The organism is Variovorax sp. YR634, assembly GCF_900106655.1.
Lineage (GTDB): Bacteria > Pseudomonadota > Gammaproteobacteria > Burkholderiales > Burkholderiaceae_C > Variovorax.
Map to the genome: position 1 here is coordinate 1 of NZ_FNOL01000011.1, position 18,369 is coordinate 18,369.

Annotated in this window: 20 protein-coding genes; 10 read left to right on the top strand and 10 right to left on the bottom strand. The window is 65.2% G+C overall.

Going from position 1 to position 18,369, the window contains the following annotated elements; translation table 11 throughout:
• The 4 genes from BLV60_RS18760 to BLV60_RS18770 form a co-directional block, all read left to right on the top strand.
• The coding region (locus tag BLV60_RS18760) for a universal stress protein (RefSeq protein ID WP_143042605.1) at positions 1 to 200 on the top strand (200 nt) is incomplete at its 5' end.
• A complete protein-coding gene (locus BLV60_RS18765; RefSeq protein ID WP_093056788.1) occupies positions 201 to 1,643 on the top strand; it encodes a trypsin-like peptidase domain-containing protein in 1,443 nt (480 codons plus the stop codon).
• Between the two features lie 84 nt (positions 1,644 to 1,727).
• Entirely contained in the window at positions 1,728 to 1,886 is a 159-nt protein-coding gene (locus tag BLV60_RS34430) for a hypothetical protein (protein ID WP_176928829.1), read from the top strand.
• Positions 1,883 to 2,188, top strand: a complete 306-nt coding sequence (locus BLV60_RS18770) for a high-potential iron-sulfur protein (protein WP_176928830.1) — start codon at positions 1,883 to 1,885, stop codon at positions 2,186 to 2,188. The genes BLV60_RS34430 and BLV60_RS18770 overlap by 4 nt, the downstream gene beginning before the upstream one ends.
• 138 nt (positions 2,189 to 2,326) lie before the next feature.
• Here the strand turns inward: BLV60_RS18770 and BLV60_RS18775 are convergent, their stop codons facing one another.
• Positions 2,327 to 2,656 (bottom strand): tannase/feruloyl esterase family alpha/beta hydrolase, encoded by a 330-nt coding sequence (locus tag BLV60_RS18775; protein ID WP_176928831.1) that lies wholly within the window; start codon positions 2,654 to 2,656, stop codon positions 2,327 to 2,329.
• Between the two features lie 220 nt (positions 2,657 to 2,876).
• Between BLV60_RS18775 and BLV60_RS18780 the strand changes: the two genes are divergently transcribed.
• Together BLV60_RS18780 and BLV60_RS18785 are read left to right on the top strand one after the other, a co-directional pair.
• Entirely contained in the window at positions 2,877 to 3,389 is a 513-nt protein-coding gene (locus BLV60_RS18780; RefSeq protein ID WP_093056790.1) for a VC1465 family Xer recombination activation factor, read from the top strand.
• A gap of 1,015 nt (positions 3,390 to 4,404) precedes the next feature.
• Entirely contained in the window at positions 4,405 to 4,917 is a 513-nt protein-coding gene (locus tag BLV60_RS18785) for a VC1465 family Xer recombination activation factor (RefSeq protein WP_093056790.1), read from the top strand.
• A 950-nt stretch (positions 4,918 to 5,867) separates the two neighbouring features.
• Here the strand turns inward: BLV60_RS18785 and BLV60_RS18790 are convergent.
• The 7 genes from BLV60_RS18790 to mltG form a co-directional block, all read right to left on the bottom strand.
• Positions 5,868 to 6,083 (bottom strand): DUF4124 domain-containing protein, encoded by a 216-nt coding sequence (locus BLV60_RS18790; RefSeq protein ID WP_256329306.1) that lies wholly within the window; start codon positions 6,081 to 6,083, stop codon positions 5,868 to 5,870.
• Positions 6,077 to 6,757: an ankyrin repeat domain-containing protein gene (locus BLV60_RS18795; protein WP_093056791.1), complete on the bottom strand. Its 681-nt coding sequence runs from the start codon at positions 6,755 to 6,757 to the stop codon at positions 6,077 to 6,079. Before BLV60_RS18795 ends, BLV60_RS18790 begins: the two co-directional genes overlap by 7 nt.
• Positions 6,754 to 7,560, bottom strand: a complete 807-nt coding sequence (locus BLV60_RS18800; protein ID WP_093056977.1) for a TatD family hydrolase — start codon at positions 7,558 to 7,560, stop codon at positions 6,754 to 6,756. The genes BLV60_RS18795 and BLV60_RS18800 overlap by 4 nt, the downstream gene beginning before the upstream one ends.
• 74 nt (positions 7,561 to 7,634) lie before the next feature.
• Positions 7,635 to 8,012, bottom strand: coding sequence for a PilZ domain-containing protein (locus tag BLV60_RS18805; RefSeq protein WP_093056792.1), 378 nt, complete (start codon positions 8,010 to 8,012; stop codon positions 7,635 to 7,637).
• On the bottom strand, positions 8,009 to 9,022 hold the full coding sequence (locus BLV60_RS18810; RefSeq protein WP_093056793.1) for a DNA polymerase III subunit delta': 1,014 nt from the start codon (positions 9,020 to 9,022) through the stop codon (positions 8,009 to 8,011). Before BLV60_RS18810 ends, BLV60_RS18805 begins: the two co-directional genes overlap by 4 nt.
• Complete coding sequence (tmk, locus tag BLV60_RS18815; RefSeq protein WP_093056794.1) at positions 9,019 to 9,675, bottom strand: dTMP kinase; 657 nt, start codon at positions 9,673 to 9,675, stop codon at positions 9,019 to 9,021. Before tmk ends, BLV60_RS18810 begins: the two co-directional genes overlap by 4 nt.
• Positions 9,672 to 10,694: an endolytic transglycosylase MltG gene (mltG, locus tag BLV60_RS18820; RefSeq protein WP_093056795.1), complete on the bottom strand. Its 1,023-nt coding sequence runs from the start codon at positions 10,692 to 10,694 to the stop codon at positions 9,672 to 9,674. The genes tmk and mltG overlap by 4 nt, the downstream gene beginning before the upstream one ends.
• 125 nt (positions 10,695 to 10,819) lie before the next feature.
• Between mltG and BLV60_RS18825 the strand changes: the two genes are divergently transcribed.
• Together BLV60_RS18825 and BLV60_RS18830 are read left to right on the top strand one after the other, a co-directional pair.
• Positions 10,820 to 11,746 (top strand): CAF17-like 4Fe-4S cluster assembly/insertion protein YgfZ, encoded by a 927-nt coding sequence (locus tag BLV60_RS18825; RefSeq protein WP_371127382.1) that lies wholly within the window; start codon positions 10,820 to 10,822, stop codon positions 11,744 to 11,746.
• Between the two features lie 147 nt (positions 11,747 to 11,893).
• Positions 11,894 to 12,811: a hypothetical protein gene (locus BLV60_RS18830; RefSeq protein ID WP_093056797.1), complete on the top strand. Its 918-nt coding sequence runs from the start codon at positions 11,894 to 11,896 to the stop codon at positions 12,809 to 12,811.
• 2 nt (positions 12,812 to 12,813) lie between these two features.
• Here the strand turns inward: BLV60_RS18830 and BLV60_RS18835 are convergent, their stop codons facing one another.
• Both BLV60_RS18835 and BLV60_RS18840 read right to left on the bottom strand, forming a co-directional pair.
• Positions 12,814 to 13,704 carry a YbgC/FadM family acyl-CoA thioesterase gene (locus tag BLV60_RS18835; protein WP_093056798.1) on the bottom strand — a complete coding sequence of 297 codons (891 nt, stop codon included), beginning with the start codon at positions 13,702 to 13,704 and terminating at the stop codon, positions 12,814 to 12,816.
• The gene (locus BLV60_RS18840) at positions 13,701 to 14,615 is read right to left on the bottom strand and encodes an alpha/beta hydrolase (RefSeq protein WP_256329308.1); all 915 of its coding nucleotides are present in this window, start codon (positions 14,613 to 14,615) and stop codon (positions 13,701 to 13,703) included. The genes BLV60_RS18835 and BLV60_RS18840 overlap by 4 nt, the downstream gene beginning before the upstream one ends.
• A gap of 141 nt (positions 14,616 to 14,756) precedes the next feature.
• Between BLV60_RS18840 and BLV60_RS18845 the strand changes: the two genes are divergently transcribed.
• Both BLV60_RS18845 and BLV60_RS18850 read left to right on the top strand, forming a co-directional pair.
• Positions 14,757 to 15,893, top strand: a complete 1,137-nt coding sequence (locus tag BLV60_RS18845) for an iron-containing alcohol dehydrogenase (protein ID WP_093056800.1) — start codon at positions 14,757 to 14,759, stop codon at positions 15,891 to 15,893.
• 138 nt (positions 15,894 to 16,031) lie between these two features.
• Entirely contained in the window at positions 16,032 to 18,368 is a 2,337-nt protein-coding gene (locus tag BLV60_RS18850) for a type VI secretion system Vgr family protein (protein ID WP_093056801.1), read from the top strand.
• Position 18,369: the final 1 nt, after the last annotated feature.

The window sequence follows — 18,369 nt, forward strand, 5'->3', positions numbered from 1 at the left end:
CCAGGAACGGCATTGAAGCCCGCTTCGAGCACCGCATCGGTCATCCCGCCGAAGAGATAGCTTCGTTCGCGCAGAAGGGGCAGTTCGACCTCGTGGTGATGGGTTCGCGGGGCCATGGCACCTTGACCAACCTGGTACTGGGGTCGGTTGCCACCAAAGTGCTGGCTGCGTGCACGGTGCCGGTCTTGCTGGTGCGTTGAATGAGTGCCGCAACCCTGGCACGGGGCGTGATCGTGGCCGCCTTCGGTGCATTCGCACTGGCAGGCGGAACGAGCGCCTGGTCGCAGACGCGATCGTCGTGCCTTGAGCGCACGTCGTCGGGATTGCAAGGCTCTGATTTCGTGGCGGCCGCAGCGCGTCAGTCGCCTGCGGTGGTGAGCGTGACAGTCGCGGGCACGGGCAACGACTGGGTTGCCAACAGCGATCAGCGCGCGCCGGCGCAATGGGGCCGCGGCGTTGAGCGCGGTTTCGCGTCGGGGTTCATCTTCCGCCGCGACGGCTACATCCTGACCAGTGCGCACGCGGTGACCGGCGCCCAGGCGATCTCCATCGTCACCGAGGACCAGCGCCGCTTCGATGCCGAAGTGATTGGCATCGACCGCCGCACCGACGTGGCGCTGCTGCGGGTCGCGGCGTCCGATTTGCCGGTCGTCACCGTGGGCCGCAGCAGCGAGCTCTGCCCGGGCGAATGGGTCGCCGCGATGGGTGCCCCATTCGGCTTCGAGCGCAGCGTGACCGCCGGCGTGGTGAGCGCCAATCCGCGTTACGTGCCAGGTGGGAGCGGGGTGCCGCTGATCCAGACCGACGTCGTGCTCAACCCGGGCAACTCGGGCGGGCCGTTGTTCGACGAACGGGGCAGGGTGGTCGGCATGAACTCGATGGCCTACTCGCCCGGCGGTGGGTACTCCGGCATGTCGTTCAGCCTGCCGATCGACACGGCGATGCACATTGCGGACGAGCTTCGTATCACCGGGCGGGTGATGCGGGGGCATATCGGTGCCCGCATCCAGCCCCTGACCGTCGAACTCGCGCCGGCCTTCGGGCTCGATACCGCATTGGGAGCGCTGGTGGTGCGCGTCGACCCGGACAGCCCCGCCGAGCAGGCTGGGCTTCGCAGCGGCGACGTCGTGCTGGCGGTCGATGGCGCTGCCGCAATGCCCTATGCCGACATACAGGGTCGTGTAGCTGGAGCCCGCAAGGGCAGCCTGCTCGCACTGAAAGTCTGGCGCCACAGGACGCCGTTGACGATGCAGGTAGGCGTGGCCGAGATCCCACCGGACCTCGCGCCTCGGCTGGCCGCGCGTGCCTTGCCGCAAGAGACGCGCTTCGGGCTCGAACTCTCGGAGCGAAAGGGTGTGCTGGGCATCAGCCTTCTGGATCCCGGCCTCTTTGTGCAATCGGCCTCGGGTTCGGCCCAGCGGGCGGGGTTGCGCTACGGCGACATGCTGATCGCGGTCAACGACGTGCAAGTGGCCGGCCTGGCGGATTTCGATGCAGCGATCCAGTCCATCAAAGAGAGCGACACGGTCGCTTTGCTGGTCATGCGCGGCTCGACCCGCAGCTATGTGCCGATTCTCCCGCGCGGTCCGCAACGTGCCCCTGTGGCGCGAGGCGCGGGCGATTCCACCGCGCGGACGCCGTGAGATTGATCCTGCGCAAGGTCGCGCGTGGCCGCTCGCCCAAGAATGGCCGCAGGCAATGCCAATCACCCATAACGAGGTCGTCCCATGAACAACATCACATTGAGCGGAACCCTGCAAATCCTGGGATTCTGTATCGCCACGCTCCTGGCCACGGGTGTTCTCGTGCTTGCGGGTCTGAGCGAGCGCAACTCTGCGTCGGGCAACCTGATTTCCGTCTCCAACACAACGAAAGACTCACGATGAACTCCAGCCGCCGCACCTTCATGCTCACGCTTGCCGCGACGGGCGCTGCCATTTCCGCCACCAGCTCGTTCGCGCAGGCCCGGCTTGAAGAAAAGGATCCGCAGGCCGCGGCTCTGGGCTACGTTGCCGATTCGTCGAAGGCCGACGCGAAGAAATTTCCCAAGCACGACAACGCCCAGTTATGCAGCGGTTGCGCGCTCTGGCAATCCAAGCCGACGGACGCGCAAGGTAACTGCGCGTTGTTTGCTGGAAAACAGGTCAGTGCCAAAGGCTGGTGCAGCGCTTGGGCCAAGAAGGCCTAGCAGCGCAACTTGAGTGTTGCTGTCGAAGGGTACCTTCGCTTCCGTGTCGAGCGCGTCCGCGCACACGTCATGGACCGGCTGCGCGAGGCGACGGCCGGACACACGGGAAGGTAGGGCTGCCTCAGCAAATGAAGACGCTCAAGAACTTTGGCAGCTGTAGCTGTCCGCCGAATTCACGTCGCCGCTGCCCTTGTATTTCGGAAAGGTCGGGTACTTGCACAAGGGGCGCGCAAGTACCGGAGCTTTGGTCGTCGAATCCAGCTTCGTCGCCACGATGTTTTGCGTGGAGGGCTTTGTGCCGCCCTCTCGCCACTTCGCGACTGCTTCCACAAGGTCGACGGTGTCAGGACCGACACCGCCGGCGCAATGCTGAACGCCCGACCAGCGCACGGACGGCTTGGGTTGAGCACGGCGGGTGGCGCTCGACTTTCTGGTGATGACGAGCAGGAGTAGGGCGCAGTCGCGCACGCTGCACAAAGCTCATGCCGGTGGCTAGGAACTTTGCCTTCGGGCACGATGACGCCATCTTCTGTGCCCACGGTTTGTTCCAACGCTGTAGCAACTTCCAGCCAGGACTCGACGCGTTCAGCATTTAACATAATGCACATTGTGTTCAAAAAGTACCTCAGGTCGGCCACGCCGAAAAGACGCTGAGGCCCGCGCTTCTATTGCTGCTCGATTCAAAGTCATGTGCCTCGATGCCGGTTTAAAAGCTCCAGATGTCGCTCGCGCTCTTCAGGTCACAGAGCGCACCGTCTATGCGTGGTTTTCAGGCAAGACGGCTGTGCCGTACGCTGCCTACAAGCTGCTGCGGATCTTGAATCGGTTCGAGCTTCCGGGCTGGCCAGGATGGCAGATGCACAGCGGCAAGCTGTGGACGCCTGAAGGCTTCGGCTTCGATCCAACCGATGGCGCGTGGTGGTCGCTCCTGGTACGTCAGGCAAGGGCCTTCAGGGCCTCCTACGCGCGTGCAAATGCCCTCGAGCAGCTGATGCAGGCGGAGGGTGCAGCGCGCGCGGCGCAGGCCGAGGAGGTCACGACGCTGGCCGGAGCGGCGCTCGCAGCGCCCGTGCCCTCGGGCCTGCCCGAGGGTCGGCGCGCAGCGCCGGCCCTTAATTTATTACTTACTCACTTTACGACAGATGCCTATGAAGGCTCGTCGTTCGAGGTGCCTGGGCAGGCGTCAGATTTTGCAATGTGAAAGGCGGTAGCTATGGCAAAGGGTGATCGACAACCGGTTAAAGCTGATGTTCCGACGAAGGTCGAGGGGCGGCACAAGCGTGTTGTGGTGTTGGCTCCGCCGTCCTATCTCGGCCGACTTCTGCGCCCTGCTGGTGTCAAGCCTGGGGTAGTTGAGCTGCCGATTAAGGCGGCGTCGAAGCCCGCGAATGCGGTGTCGGTCTCGGTGCCAGCTGGCGCTGTCGATCTCGCGGCGCGGGTCTGGGCTGAGGTCACGGATGGTTCTGGCGTGACGCTGGGGCCTGACGGAAAGGAGGTGGTTCCCAAGCCTTGATTAAGTCGGTCCCCGGGGGTGTTGGAGCACGTCCCGAGGGCCTAACCAAATTCAACTGATGAGGAGTCGAAATGGCTGTTGGTGAGTTTATTCCTCGTGTCGACCGTGCCCAGCTGGCGCGGCATTGGTCGGTGCGTTGTGGCCGTCTTGTGGATCGTCCTGCGGTCTTGCTTGAGCGTGCTGGTTGTGGTCGTCTGGCGCGCGTCTATGTTCGCTGTGTTGATCCTTTGCAGGTATGGCTTGAGGGCCGGCAAGCGGCCTTTGTGCGGGGGCGTCTATGACCCTCGTGGATCGTGTTTACCGGCAGTGGCTTATTGCCAATGGTGCTGAGCTAACTGAGCGCGAGCGTTGGCTGCGCGATGCCCTTCTGTTACGTCCACCTGGCAACGCAGTGATGCGTCCCGGCCTCGGTCTTCTGGGGCCGGAGCGAAGCGTAGGGAGGGGGCGAAGCGCCCCTGCAGAGCGGGGCCCGAATTGAGCGACGACGCCCTCCCCCTATTGGTTCTCGCGTGGCTAATTGCTTGTGCTTCGCAGGAGCTAATTCGCGTTTTGCCAAGCTGTCTTCAATTGGTGTCTAATTGAAGGAAATTCAGTGCGCAAAAAGCTAAAGCCCAATTGCACATTGTGTTCAAAAAGTACCTCAGGTCGGCCACGCCGAAAAGACGCTGAGGCCCGCGCTTCTATTGCTGCTCGATTCAAAGTCATGTGCCTCGATGCCGGTTTAAAAGCTCCAGATGTCGCTCGCGCTCTTCAGGTCACAGAGCGCACCGTCTATGCGTGGTTTTCAGGCAAGACGGCTGTGCCGTACGCTGCCTACAAGCTGCTGCGGATCTTGAATCGGTTCGAGCTTCCGGGCTGGCCAGGATGGCAGATGCACAGCGGCAAGCTGTGGACGCCTGAAGGCTTCGGCTTCGATCCAACCGATGGCGCGTGGTGGTCGCTCCTGGTACGTCAGGCAAGGGCCTTCAGGGCCTCCTACGCGCGTGCAAATGCCCTCGAGCAGCTGATGCAGGCGGAGGGTGCAGCGCGCGCGGCGCAGGCCGAGGAGGTCACGACGCTGGCCGGAGCGGCGCTCGCAGCGCCCGTGCCCTCGGGCCTGCCCGAGGGTCGGCGCGCAGCGCCGGCCCTTAATTTATTACTTACTCACTTTACGACAGATGCCTATGAAGGCTCGTCGTTCGAGGTGCCTGGGCAGGCGTCAGATTTTGCAATGTGAAAGGCGGTAGCTATGGCAAAGGGTGATCGACAACCGGTTAAAGCTGATGTTCCGACGAAGGTCGAGGGGCGGCACAAGCGTGTTGTGGTGTTGGCTCCGCCGTCCTATCTCGGCCGACTTCTGCGCCCTGCTGGTGTCAAGCCTGGGGTAGTTGAGCTGCCGATTAAGGCGGCGTCGAAGCCCGCGAATGCGGTGTCGGTCTCGGTGCCAGCTGGCGCTGTCGATCTCGCGGCGCGGGTCTGGGCTGAGGTCACGGATGGTTCTGGCGTGACGCTGGGGCCTGACGGAAAGGAGGTGGTTCCCAAGCCTTGATTAAGTCGGTCCCCGGGGGTGTTGGAGCACGTCCCGAGGGCCTAACCAAATTCAACTGATGAGGAGTCGAAATGGCTGTTGGTGAGTTTATTCCTCGTGTCGACCGTGCCCAGCTGGCGCGGCATTGGTCGGTGCGTTGTGGCCGTCTTGTGGATCGTCCTGCGGTCTTGCTTGAGCGTGCTGGTTGTGGTCGTCTGGCGCGCGTCTATGTTCGCTGTGTTGATCCTTTGCAGGTATGGCTTGAGGGCCGGCAAGCGGCCTTTGTGCGGGGGCGTCTATGACCCTCGTGGATCGTGTTTACCGGCAGTGGCTTATTGCCAATGGTGCTGAGCTAACTGAGCGCGAGCGTTGGCTGCGCGATGCCCTTCTGTTACGTCCACCTGGCAACGCAGTGATGCGTCCCGGCCTCGGTCTTCTGGGGCCGGAGCGAAGCGTAGGGAGGGGGCGAAGCGCCCCTGCAGAGCGGGGCCCGAATTGAGCGACGACGCCCTCCCCCTATTGGTTCTCGCGTGGCTAATTGCTTGTGCTTCGCAGGAGCTAATTCGCGTTTTGCCAAGCTGTCTTCAATTGGTGTCTAATTGAAGGAAATTCAGTGCGCAAAAAGCTAAAGCCCAATTGCACATTGTGTTTGAAAACACTCAGCGCTTCGGCGCGCCCCCAGAGCCTCTGCCTTCGTAATTCACACCCTTCGTCTGTTTGATCTCGATCTTCTTTGCATCCGGACAAGGCTCATTCGAGTAAACGACCTTGCCACCCTGAACGCACTTGTAGATCGCGTGCTGTGCCATCGCGCCGGATGCAAGGCCCATCATCGTCAAGCCGACCGCCAACTTGGCGCCTGCCTGTCTCACCATTTTCCGTCCTTGGGTATTGCCTTAGGCGCATTGGCCCGTGCCGCCGCAGCCGCGGTGATCATCGCCGCGGTGTCCGATCGGTTCACCTTGTTCGCGAAGTCGACGGCTGTCATGCCCAGCTGGTTCTTCATCGTCGTATCGGCGCCCTCGGCCAGCAGCAGCTTCACCGCTTCGCTCGAACCGTACATCGCCGCCATCATCAGCGGCGTGGTGCCATTGGGCGATTGCGCGTCTATGAAAGCGTAGTTGTCGAGCAGCACCTTCATGATGCTCAACTGGCCGCTGGTGGCTGCGTAATGCAGCGGCGTCCAGCCCGTCTTGTTGACCGCGGCATCGCGCTTCAGCAGTTGCGTGACCAGGTCCTGCTGGCCCTTGATCGCGGCCAGCATCAACGGGGTTTCATCCTTGGCGTTGGCCAGGTCCACGTTGGTCTGCGGCGACTCGATCAGCACCTGGATGACTTTCGGCGACGGCTCGCGCAGTGCGATCAGCAAGCCGGTCTGGCCGTATTCGTCACGCGTGTTCGGGTCGAACCCGCGCTGCAGCAGGCTGCGCACGCTGCTGGCGTTGTCGCCGCGCACGGCCCGGAAGAAATCCTCGAACGAGCCTGCATGCGCTGCAAAAGATGCAGCAATGACAATGAGATAAATCGACTTCTTAATGTAGTTTTTCATGATTTGACGTCCCTGAACAATGTTTCGAAGTTGTCGCTCGTCGCCTTGGCGATGGCCTCTACGGGCACTTTTCGCAGCTCGGCGATCTGTTGCGCCACGAATGGCACATATGACGGATTGTTGGTCTTGCCGCGGTACGGCACGGGCGCGAGATAAGGGCTGTCCGTCTCGATCAGCATGCGATCCAGCGGTACGAAAGCGGCCACGTCGCGCAAGTCCTGGGCCTTCTTGAAGGTCAGGATGCCGGAGAACGATATGTAGAAACCGAGGTCGAGCGCCGCGCGCGCCACCTCAGCGGTTTCGGTGAAGCAATGGAACACGCCGCCGGCCGCGTTGCCGCCGCCGTCCTCGCCCTCCTCCTTCAGGATCGCCACCGTGTCGGCCGAGGCCTCGCGGGTGTGGATCACCAAGGGCTTGCGGGTCTGCTGCGCGGCGCGGATGTGCACGCGAAAACGGTCGCGCTGCCATTCCATGTCGGCAATGCTGCGGCCTCCCTTGCGTTCTTCCATCTGGTAGTAGTCGAGGCCGGTCTCGCCGATGGCAACCACGCGCGGCCGGGCTGAAAGCCGCACCAGGTCTTCGACGCTGGGTTCGGCGATGTCCTCGTTGTCGGGGTGCACGCCCACGCTGGCCCAGAAGTTGTCGTAGCTGGCAGCAAGGGCCTGCACTTCATCGAACTCTTCGAGCTTGGTGCAGATGCAAAGCGCCCGGTCGACCTGCGCGGCGTCCATGGCGGCGCGGATCTGCGGCATTTGACCCGCGAATTCGGGAAACGTGAGGTGGCAGTGAGAGTCTGTAAACATGGCGCTGATTGTCGGGCCCATGCCAGAAATACCGCGAACACCGGCTTTGCCGGGTCGCAGCGAGGAGAAGCCGATCAGATAGTTTGCGTGGGGCGGTCGGACGCCATCGAGCCACCCAATGCTGCCTCGATGCGCGCCTTCAGTTGGCGCGACTTTTCGTCGGACGGAAAACGGATGCCCACGCCAGGCGCCCGGTTGCCAGCCGCGCGCGATGGCGTGATCCAGGCGACCTTACCGGCCACCGGATAGCGCTGCGGGTCTTCCGGCAGTGTCAAAAGCACGTAGACGTCGTCGCCGAGCCGATATTCGCGGGTGGTTGGAATGAAGATGCCGCCCTCCGCGAACAGCGGAATGTAGGCCGCGTACAAGGCACCCTTTTCCTTGATGGCGAGCTGGATGACGCTCGGCCGGGCGGGCGTGGCGTTGGCGGCGGGGGCTGTGGGTTGATTCATGGGCGACGAGCGGCAGAGTTTAGGGTGGTTCGCGCTTCGCTCACAAGCGCTTCCAGCATGAGGCCCGCATTGAACGGGTGTTCCGCGGTTCTTGCGGCACTTGCAAGCGACTTCGACCAGCGCGCCAGCGCCAGCCGGGACGGGGCCGCGGGCAAATCGGCAGCATCGAAAAACCGGGGTTCGGCACCGTTACCGACAGCCATCAGGTCGTGGCAAAGCTTCTGCAGCGCACCGACGGCCTGCGCTGGCGCGTGATCGGCCAGAGCACCCACGTCGCCGCGCGTCATCGCCTTGGGAAGCAAGGCCCATGCCTTGGGTGACTGTCCCGAGCGCGCAAGCCGCAAGGCGTCGCTTGGCCGGCCGCCGGCAGCGCGCAGCAGGGCGGCCGCATCGGCGGCGGGCACGTCTTGCGCGGCCAGCCAGGCTTCGGCCTCGGCGGTCTCGGGCCATGGCAGCGTGAAGCCCAGGCAGCGGCTGCGGATGGTCGGCAGCAGTTGCCACGCAGCCTCGCTGGCGAGCACGAAGCGCACGTCGCCGACCGGCTCCTCGAGCGTCTTCAGCAGCGCATTCGCGGTGATCGTATTCATGCGCTCGGCCGGATACACCAGCACCACCTTGCCGCGGCCGCGCGCGCTGGTGCGCTGGGCGAAGCCGACCGCATCACGCATCGCCTCGACGCGGATTTCGCGGCTGGCCTTGCGCTTCTTGTCGTCGATGTCGGCCTGCGCCTTCTCGTCGAGCGGCCAGTTCAGCTCCTGCATGGCGACTTCGGGCATCAGCACGCACAGGTCGGCGTGGGTGCGGACCTCGATGGCATGGCAGCTGGCACAGTGGCCGCAGGCGGTGCCCTCCTCGGTCGGCTGCTCGCACAGCCACGCGGACGCGAGCGCCAGCGCCAGTTCGTACTGGCCGATGCCGGAGGGGCCTTGCAGCAGCCAGGCATGGCCGCGCTGGCGCAGCAGTTCCGCGAGCGGCCGGCGCAGCCAGGGAGTCAGTGCCGGAGCGCTCATCGAGTGACACCACCGCTCAGCACACCACGCGCCACCAACGCCGTTTCAACCTGCTGCCAGACCTGGTCGCGGGACTGGCTGGCGTCGATGCGCACGAAGCGCTTCGCATCGGCAGCCGCACGGGCCGCGTAGCCCTGGGCGACGCGGCTGAAAAACTCGACAGGCTGAGCTTCGAACTTGTCGGGCACGCGGGCCCCGGCCAATCGTTGTGCAGCAATCTCGGGCGCAAGGTCGAACCACAGCGTGATGTGCGGCTGCAGCAGCGTCGCCCTGCCCGCCTCCGCCTGCACCCACCGCTCGAGCGTCGACAGCACGGCTTCATCGAAGCCACGTCCCGCGCCCTGATAGGCGAAGGTCGCATCGGTGAACCGGTCGCACAGCACCACGTCGCCACGCACAAGTGCCGGCCCGATGACCTGCACGATGTGATCGCGCCGCGCCGCGAACACCAGCAGCGATTCGGTCAGCGGGTCCATCGGCTTTTCGAGGATCAGCCCACGCAGCGTCTCGGCCAGAGGCGTACCGCCGGGCTCGCGCGTACGCACGACTTCACGGCCCTGCGCCCTGAACAGCGCTTCCAGCGCATCGAGATGGCTTGACTTGCCGGCGCCATCGATGCCTTCCAGCGTCAGAAACAGACCGTTGTCACTCATTGGGTCGCCTTCGGTTTGTTGGGACTGCCGCCGCGCTGATATTGATTGACTGCGCGGTTGTGGTCGTCGAGCGAACTGCTGAACTGGCTGGTGCCGTCGCCGCGCGACACGAAGTACAGCGACTTGCTCTGCGCCGGCTGCACCGCCGCCAGCAGCGCGGCCTTGCCAGGCATGGCAATCGGCGTGGGCGGCAGCCCGCCGCGGGTGTAGGTGTTCCAGGGCGTATCGGTCTGCAGGTCTTTCTTGCGCAGGTTGCCTTCGAAGGCCGTGCCCATGCCGTAGATCACCGTCGGGTCGGTCTGCAGCGGCATGCCGATGCGCAGGCGGTTGGTGAAGACGGCCGCGATTTCCGCGCGGTCGTTGGCCTTGCCTGTCTCCTTTTCGACAATACTGGCCAAAATAAGCGCCTCATCGGCCGATTTCAGCGGCAGATCGGAGGCGCGGGCGGCCCAGGCGGCTTCGAGCTTCTTGTCCATGGCCCGCATTGCGCGCTGCAGCAGGGCGATGTCGGTCGAGCCTTTCGAGTAGGTGTACGTGTCCGGGAAGAAGCGCCCTTCCGGGTGCATGCCCGGCTTGCCGAGCTTGGCCATCAACGCTTCGTCGGTCAGGCCCACGCTGTCGGGCTTGAGCTGGTCGGCCTTGGCGAGCGCGGCGCGCACCTGGCGGATGTTCCAGCCCTCGACCAGCACAAGGCTGCGAGTGGCCTCCTCGCCGCGCACCAGGATGTTGAGCAGCAGTTTGGGCGTAATGCCGCGCTCCAGCTCGTAGCTGCCGGCGCGCATCTGGCGGTCTTGCCCCGAAACGCGGAACCACAGGTAGAGCAGCTGCGGCTGCACGTCGACGCCCGTGTCGGCCACGGCCTGCGCAATGCCGCGCGGCGTGGTGCCGGGCTCGACCGACAGATCGACGGTGGGCGCGGGCAGCTTGAGCGGCTGGTGCACCCACCAGAGGCCGGCGCCGCCGAGCGCAAGCGCGATCAGGGCGGCGAGCAGGAAAAGCGTGAGGAAGAAGCTGCGCACGGATCCGATGTGGGGATGACGGGAAAAAGCCGGAGGAGGAGATGAAAAAACCGGTGGCCTTGCAGGTTGCAGGGTGGGAGCCCCTGCCGACCCGAAGGAACAGGCACGGCCATGATAATTCAGCGATGACCACTGTCGTTCTCAATGGCGTGACCGCCCTCTCCCACCTTGGTGTGATCCGTGCAGAGGGCCCCGATGCCGCCAGCTTCCTGCACGGCCAGCTGACACAAGACTTCTCGCTGCAAGGCGCCTCCGACGCCCGCCTGGCCGCGCTGTGCACCGCCAAGGGCCGTGTGATCGCAAGTTTCATCGGCATCAAGCCGCAACCCGAGCTGATCTTGCTGGTGTGCAGCCGCGACATCCTGGCCGCCACGCTCAAGCGCCTGTCGATGTTCGTACTGCGCGCCAAGGTCAAGCTGACCGACGCCACCGAACAATTTGCGCTGTACGGCCTGGCCGGCACGGCATTGACTGGCAACGGCCTTGACGCCGGCGCGCTGCCCGGCAAGCGCACGGCAGTCGGCGACGAGGTCAGCGCCGTGTCGCTGTACCCCGCCGACGGCGTTCCGCGCGCGCTCTGGATCGCGCCGGCCGGCCATGCCGCCCCCGTGGGCCCGGCAGTCGACGCTAGCCTGTGGCAATGGAGCGAAGTCCGCAGCGGCATCGTGACGCTGACCACGCCGGTCATCGAGGCCTTCGTGCCGCAGATGATCAACTACGAATCGGTCGGCGGCGTGAACTTCAAGAAGGGCTGCTACCCCGGCCAGGAAGTGGTCGCGCGCAGCCAGTTCCGCGGCACGCTCAAGCGCCGCACCTACCTCGTGCAGGCCGATGCCCCCGTGTCCGCCGGGCAGGAAGTGTTCGCCGCCGGCGACGCCGAGCAGCCCGTGGGTACCGTGGCGCAAGCTGCGCCGGCTCCCGATGGCGGCTGGTCCGCGCTGATCTCCATGCAGATCGCCGCGCTCGAAGCCGGTGGCTTGCGCGTCGGATCGGCCGATGGCGCAGCCCTCACCGTCGAGCCGCTGCCCTACCCCTTGCTCGAAGACATCTGAGCCCCTTACCCCCAACGCCCTTGAAGAAAAGGGGCGCTCGGCGCTATCGAACAGATAGCGCCATTTTTTTGCGCGTTGTTTAACCCTGTCGCCGATGCTGCGCCGTAGAAGCCTGCACCGATCAACTCCTGGCAAGGAAGACACATCATGAAGCGCAGATTCTTCTCCACCGCCCTGGCCCTGAGCGCCGTGGCTTCGTTCTCGGCCTGCGCGCAGAGCCCCGAGCGGTCTTACGCTCCGCCAACGCCATCCAGCCGCATCGGCTCGCTGATGCAGATCAGCGTGGTCGACCGCGGTACCGGCGCGGAACTGCCGATCTACCGCCACCGCGGCGAATACTGGGTGGCCGGCCGTCCCGGCGCGCGCTACGCCATCCGGGCGCGCAACGCGATGGGCGAACGCATCATGGCCGTGATGTCGGTGGACGGCGTCAACGTCGTCACCGGCGAAACCGCGGGCGTCGGGCAGAACGGCTATGTGTTCAGCGCAAGCGAGCGCAGCGACATCACAGGCTGGCGCAAGAGCGACTCGCAGATCGCGGCCTTCGAATTCGCCGCGGCCGGCAACTCCTACGCGAGCCGCACCGGCCGGCCCGACGACGTGGGCGTGATCGGCGTCGCAATGTTCCGCGAGCGCATGCCCGAGCCGCTTCCGCCCCCCATCACGCCATACCCGCGCCGCGACGAATACGGCGAACGCGAGCGCCGCAGCGAGTCATCGTCGTCGTACCAAGGCGATGCGCGTGCGAAGGCCGGCTCGGCAGACAGCGCACCCGCTGCGGAGGCATCCGCCTCGGGCAGCATGGCTCGCCAGGCAGCCCCAAGCCCGAGCCTGGGCACCGCCCACGGCCGCCGCGAGACCTCGTACGTAGGCAAGACCACCTTCGAGCGCGCGCAGTCCTCGCCCGACGAGGTGGTGCGCATCCGCTACGACAGCCGCGAGAACCTCGTCGCCGCGGGCGTGATTCCGGTGCCGCCTCCGCCGCGCTGGCCGCGTCCGGCTGGCCCGTCGCCGTTCCCGGGTTCGGACCCGGGCTACGTGCCGGACCCACCCAGCCGCTATTGAAGCTATTGAGAAGAAGAAAGAAGAGACCGACGCATCTCGATATGCGGGATGCCGGCCTCTTCGAAGCCATCGCCATGCGGCACATAGCCCAGCCGCGCATAGAAGCGCTCGGCGCTGCGCTGCGCGTTCAGCGCCACCACGCTGTCGCCGCGGGCCCTGGCGGCCTCTTCGAGCACCTGCATCACGGCAGCGCCGTGCCCGCCGCTGCGCAGATTGCGATGCACCGCCATGCGCCCGATGTGCGAGACGCCGTTCTCGGCCGGCAGCAACCGGCCCGTAGCAATGACCTGCCCGATGCGGTTGCGCGCCACCGCGTGCAGCACCACGGCATCGTGCTCGTCCCACTCCATCGCTTCGGGAATGTTCTGCTCCTCGATGAACACCGCGCGCCGCAAAGCGCTCGCGCCTTCGCCCAGCGTGGCCCAGTCGCCCGTCTCGACGGTGCTCATGCGCTCGCCGGCCTCATAACCGGTCAGCACCTCGCGCAGCAGCGCCGGCACCGGCTTCGAGGTCTGCGTGGCCGGGTCGGCGAACACATAGACCAGTTCGCAGCCCACCAGGAACTGGTCCTGCCGGAACAGCCCGCCCTCGAACACCATCGACGAATTGCCGATGCGCGTGCAGCGCATGCCCACGTCGAGCACGTCGTCCATGCGGGCCGAGGCCCGAAAGTCGATCGTGGCCTTGCGCACGTAGAGGTCGCCGCCGAGTTCGTGCATGGCTTCTTCGTACGGCAGCGCCAGCGCGCGCCAGTAGTCCACGATGGCGGTGTCGAAGTACATCAGGTAGTGCGCGTTGAAGACGATCTTCTGCATGTCGACTTCGGCCCAGCGCACGCGCAGGCGGTGGAAGAAACGGAAATCCTTGCGTTGGATAGCTGTTGTGTCGCTCATGGTGTCATTGCTTCTTTGAGTGCCCGGGCCGCATCGTCCTGCGCCTGCAGCGCCTCCGGTATCGCCCGGCCCATCTTGATGAATTCGTGGATCACGCCCCGGTAGATTTCCAGGTCGACCGGCACGCCGGCAGCGCGCAGCTTGTCGGCATAGGCAATGCCGTCATCAACCACCGGGTCGCATTCGGCCAGACCGATCCAGGCCGGCGCCACGCCATCGACGTCGTCGGCCAGCAGCGGTGCAAAGCGCCAGTCGTCGCGGTCGGCCGGCGTGCGCACGTATTGCGCGAAGAAGAAATCGATCATCGCCTTGGTCAGCAGCGGGCCGTTGACGTGGCGAAGGTGCGAGGCCGTGTCCTGATGGGCTGTCATGCCGGGGTAGATCAGCATCTGCAGCGCGAGCGGCAGGCCGGCATCTCGCGCAAGGATCGCGCAGACGGCCGCGAGCGTGCCGCCGGCGCTGTCGCCGCCTACCGCCAGGCGCCGCGTGTCGACACCGACGCGTCTACCCTCGTGGGCCAGGAAGGCGAAGGCGTCCCATGCATCGTTCGACGCCGTCGGAAACTTGTGCACGGGCGCGAGGCGGTAGTCCACCGACACCACCGCGCATCCACTCTTGGCGCTCAGCACGCGGCACAGCGTGTCATGCGTGCGGATATTGCCGACGGTGAAGCCGCCGCCATGAAAGTACATCAGCGCAGGCAGCACATCGGTGGACGGCGCATACAACCTTGCCGGGATCGCGAAGTCGTCGCGCGCGGGAATGGTGAAGTCTTCCACCCGCGCCAGTTCGGGCTTGGGCACTTCGAGCACGCCCGCGCCCTTTTCGTAGGAAGCCTTGGCCTCCTCGGGCGTGAGCTGGTCGAGCGTGGGGTGGCCGGCGCGCGCCATGCGCTCGACAACGCTGGCCATCTTCGGGGTAAGTCGTATGGCGGGAGGTGTTCCCGGCGCGACAGCGGCAAGGGTTTCTTTCGTGTGCAAGACTGATCGCTCTTGTTAGATTTGGCTGGTCGGCAATCGTACTGCCCCGGACTCCCGGAGGCCTTCATCCCCATGGCACTCATCCAATACCTCACCCAGATCCAGTTCGAGTTCGGCGCGATCAAGCTGTTGTCCAGCGAATGCGCGCGCATCGGCATCAACCGCCCGCTGATCGTGACCGATGCAGGCGTACGCGCAGCCGGCGTGCTGCAGAAGGCGCTCGACGCCATCGCCGACCTGGAAGTCTCGGTGTTCGACCAGACGCCTTCCAACCCCACCGAAGCCGCAGTGCGCGCGGCCGTCGAGCTGTACCGAAGCGGCCGCTGCGACGGCCTTATCGCCGTGGGCGGCGGCTCCGCCATCGACTGTGCCAAGGGCGTCGCCATCGCGGCCACGCATGAGGGCCCGCTCAAGACCTACGCGACCATCGAGGGCGGCTCGCCGAAGATCACCGATCGCGCGGTGCCGCTGATTGCGGTGCCCACCACCAGCGGTACCGGCAGCGAGGTGGCTCGCGGTGCCATCGTCATCGTCGACGACCATCGCAAGCTCGGCTTTCACAGCTGGTTCCTGATGCCCAAGGCCGCGATCTGCGACCCCGAGCTCACGCTGGGCCTGCCGCCCAGGCTCACGGCCGCCACCGGCATGGATGCCATTGCGCACTGCATGGAGACCTTCATGTCGGCCGCATTCAATCCGCCGGCCGACGGCATCGGCCTCGACGGGCTCGAGCGCGCCTGGGGCCACATCGAGCGCGCAACAAAAGACGGCAGCGACCGCGAGGCGCGCCTGAACCTCATGAGTGCCTCGATGCAGGGCGCCATGGCCTTCCAGAAGGGCCTGGGCTGCGTGCATTCGCTCAGCCACAGCCTGGGCGGCGTCGATCCGCGCCTGCACCATGGCACGCTCAACGCCCTCTTCCTGCCTGCCGTGATCCACTTCAATTCGGGCGCGGAATCGGTGCAGAAAGAGCAGCGCCTGCAGCGCATGGCGCAGGCCATGCACCTCGATTCGGCCGGTGATCTCGGCGACGCGATCCGCGACATGAACGCACGCCTCGGCCTGCCCAAGGGCCTGGCTGAGGTGGGCGTAACGCCCGCGCTGTTCGAGAAGATCATCGACGGCGCAATGGCCGACCACTGCCACAAGACCAACCCGCGCATGGCCACGCGCGACGACTACAAGGCCATGCTCGAAGCCTCGATGTAAGGGCTTCTTCTACGCGTTGTTTCAGAGGAGAAAGGCGCCCTTCTGCGCCCCTCGCGTCATTTATGTGACATAAGGAATTTCTAGACTGTCACCGAAGGTTTCTCAGCCGCAGAAGCCCAAGGGTCAGGGAAGTTCCGAATGCCGCGTACCGTCCAAGTCCACACCGTCCTGAGCGCCGAGCAGCTCAAGTTCCGCTCCATGCGGGGACAGGAAGGCCTCTCGCAACTCTTCGAGTTCGAAGTGGACATGGTCAGCACCAGCTTCAGCCTCGACCTGAAGCAACTGCTCGGCACTTCGCTCACGCTGGAACTCGCCGACGAAGGCGCGCCGCGTTTTCTCAACGGCACCGTGGTGCGCTTCGAGCTGGTGGGCCGCGCCAACGAAACCGGCCGCCACTACATCTATCGCGCGCTCGTGCAGCCCTGGCTGTGGTACCTCACGCGCACCACCGACTGCCGCATCTTCCAGAACAAGAGCGTGCCCGAGGTGCTCGACGAGGTGCTGGGCAAGTACGGCTTCCAGTTCGAGAAGCGCCTCACAGGCAGCTACTCCGCCCAGGAGTACTGCGTGCAATATCAGGAAAGCGACTTCGCCTTCGTGAGCCGCCTCATGGAGCACGAAGGCATCGCCTACCACTTCGAGCACAGCAACGGATCGCACCTGCTGGTGCTGGCCGACGATGCAGGCAGCTACAAGCCGCTGCCCGGCCACGCCAGCATTACCTACCGCCCGCGCGACCGCGTGCTCAATGCGATGGAGCCCTGCATCGACCAGTGGCGCGTGTCCGAGCAGATCACCTCCGGCCGCGTAATGCTCGACGACTTCGACTTCAAGAAGTCACGCGCCTCGCTGCAAAGCGTGCAGCAGGACCCGAAGGCCCACGAGCATTCGACCTACGAGGTCTACGAATGGCTCGGCGGCTATAGCGAGCACCAGCAGGGCGATGCCTACGCCAAGATCCGCCTGCAAGAGCTGCAGTGCGCGCACGAGCTGGCATCGGGTCACACCAACGTGGTCGGCATGGCGCCGGGCTACCTGTTCGAGATGACGCACTGCCCGCGCGAATCGGACAACCGCGAATACCTCGTCACCGAAACCCGCTACGACCTGCAGGAGCCCGAATACTCCACGGGCGGCAGCACCGAATCGGTGTGCGAATTCGACTTCACCGTGCTGCCCTCGACCGTGGCCTATCGCCCCGCGCGCAACACGCCGCGCCCACGCACCAACGGCCCGCAGACCGCCACCGTGGTCGGCCCCGAAGAAATCTGGACCGACCGCTTCGGCCGCGTGAAGCTGCAGTTCCGCTGGGACCGCTATGGCCAGTCCGACGAAAACAGCTCCTGCTGGGTGCGGGTGTCGAGCAGTTGGGCCGGCGCCAACTACGGCACCATGCACATGCCGCGCGTGGGCCAGGAAGTGATCGTCGATTTCATCGGCGGCGAGCCCGACCGCCCCATCATCACCGGCCGCGTCTACAACAGCGACCAGATGCCGCCCTGGGAGCTGCCCGCCAACGCCACGGCCAGCGGCATCCTCACGCGCTCCAGCACCGGCGGCGCGGCCAACCAGGCCAACATGCTGCGCTTCGAAGACCGCACGGGCGCCGAGCAGATCCTGCTGCACGCCGAGCGCAATCTCGATGTGGAAGTGGAAGCCGACGAGACGCGCGACGTGGGCGGCAACCGCACCTCCGTCATCCACGTCAACGAAAAGCTCGACGTCATCGGCACGCGCACCACCACCATCACCGACAAGGAAACCGCCACCTACAACGGCGGCGAAGAACGGCTCGTGAACAGCGGCGGCGTCGAGACCATCAACGGCGGGCAGACCCGCACGGTCAACGGCGGCGAAAACGAGACCATTCACAGCGGCGAGACGCGCACCGTGACGGGCGGGCGCACCGAGACGATTTCCGGCGGAGAAACCCGCAGCATCACCGGCGGCCAGAGCGAAACCATTGCGGGCGGCGAAACCCGCACCACCACCGGCGGCGCAACGTGGACCATCACCGGCGGCCTCACGGCCACGGTGGACGGCGCGGAGATGCTCACCACCAAGGGGCCACGCACGGAGAACATCACAGCAGGCGAGACCCGCAACATCACCGGCACGGTGACCGAGAACGTCAGCGTCGAGATCATCGTGAACGCGCCGAAGGTCACCTTCAACGTGCCCCAACACACCATCAGCTCCTCCCAGGAGAACAACTGGCGGATCGCGCGCGCAAGCGGCTGCGTCTTCCGCTTCGGCGCGGTGGCGACCTCCTTCGACGTCTGGGGCGCAAGAGCTCAGATCTACGCCGCCCTCAACCTGCAGCTGGCAACCGTGAAGATCGACATCTCGGCCTTCAAGAACAAGGACAACGGGCTCAGCCTCGAAGCCTCGGGCGCCAACGTGAAGGCCGCAGGCGCCAAGATCCGCAGCGGCGGGCTGGCGATCCAGGCCAAGGTCATGAGCATCTTCAGCTAGC

What these genes read in the sequence shown, in the direction of transcription:
- BLV60_RS18780 (WP_093056790.1), top strand. Translation starts at nt 2,877, where the DNA reads ATGTGCCTCGATGCCGGTTTAAAAGCTCCAGATGTCGCTCGCGCTCTT.
- BLV60_RS18770 (WP_176928830.1), top strand. Translation starts at nt 1,883, where the DNA reads ATGAACTCCAGCCGCCGCACCTTCATGCTCACGCTTGCCGCGACGGGC.
- tmk (WP_093056794.1), bottom strand. Translation starts at nt 9,675, where the DNA reads ATGAGTGACAACGGTCTGTTTCTGACGCTGGAAGGCATCGATGGCGCC.
- BLV60_RS34430 (WP_176928829.1), top strand. Translation starts at nt 1,728, where the DNA reads ATGAACAACATCACATTGAGCGGAACCCTGCAAATCCTGGGATTCTGT.
- BLV60_RS18850 (WP_093056801.1), top strand. Translation starts at nt 16,032, where the DNA reads ATGCCGCGTACCGTCCAAGTCCACACCGTCCTGAGCGCCGAGCAGCTC.
- BLV60_RS18805 (WP_093056792.1), bottom strand. Translation starts at nt 8,012, where the DNA reads ATGAATCAACCCACAGCCCCCGCCGCCAACGCCACGCCCGCCCGGCCG.
- BLV60_RS18810 (WP_093056793.1), bottom strand. Translation starts at nt 9,022, where the DNA reads ATGAGCGCTCCGGCACTGACTCCCTGGCTGCGCCGGCCGCTCGCGGAA.
- BLV60_RS18785 (WP_093056790.1), top strand. Translation starts at nt 4,405, where the DNA reads ATGTGCCTCGATGCCGGTTTAAAAGCTCCAGATGTCGCTCGCGCTCTT.
- BLV60_RS18790 (WP_256329306.1), bottom strand. Translation starts at nt 6,083, where the DNA reads ATGGTGAGACAGGCAGGCGCCAAGTTGGCGGTCGGCTTGACGATGATG.
- BLV60_RS18795 (WP_093056791.1), bottom strand. Translation starts at nt 6,757, where the DNA reads ATGAAAAACTACATTAAGAAGTCGATTTATCTCATTGTCATTGCTGCA.
- BLV60_RS18825 (WP_371127382.1), top strand. Translation starts at nt 10,820, where the DNA reads ATGACCACTGTCGTTCTCAATGGCGTGACCGCCCTCTCCCACCTTGGT.
- BLV60_RS18800 (WP_093056977.1), bottom strand. Translation starts at nt 7,560, where the DNA reads ATGTTTACAGACTCTCACTGCCACCTCACGTTTCCCGAATTCGCGGGT.
- BLV60_RS18845 (WP_093056800.1), top strand. Translation starts at nt 14,757, where the DNA reads ATGGCACTCATCCAATACCTCACCCAGATCCAGTTCGAGTTCGGCGCG.
- BLV60_RS18765 (WP_093056788.1), top strand. Translation starts at nt 201, where the DNA reads ATGAGTGCCGCAACCCTGGCACGGGGCGTGATCGTGGCCGCCTTCGGT.
- BLV60_RS18830 (WP_093056797.1), top strand. Translation starts at nt 11,894, where the DNA reads ATGAAGCGCAGATTCTTCTCCACCGCCCTGGCCCTGAGCGCCGTGGCT.
- BLV60_RS18835 (WP_093056798.1), bottom strand. Translation starts at nt 13,704, where the DNA reads ATGAGCGACACAACAGCTATCCAACGCAAGGATTTCCGTTTCTTCCAC.
- BLV60_RS18840 (WP_256329308.1), bottom strand. Translation starts at nt 14,615, where the DNA reads ATGGCCAGCGTTGTCGAGCGCATGGCGCGCGCCGGCCACCCCACGCTC.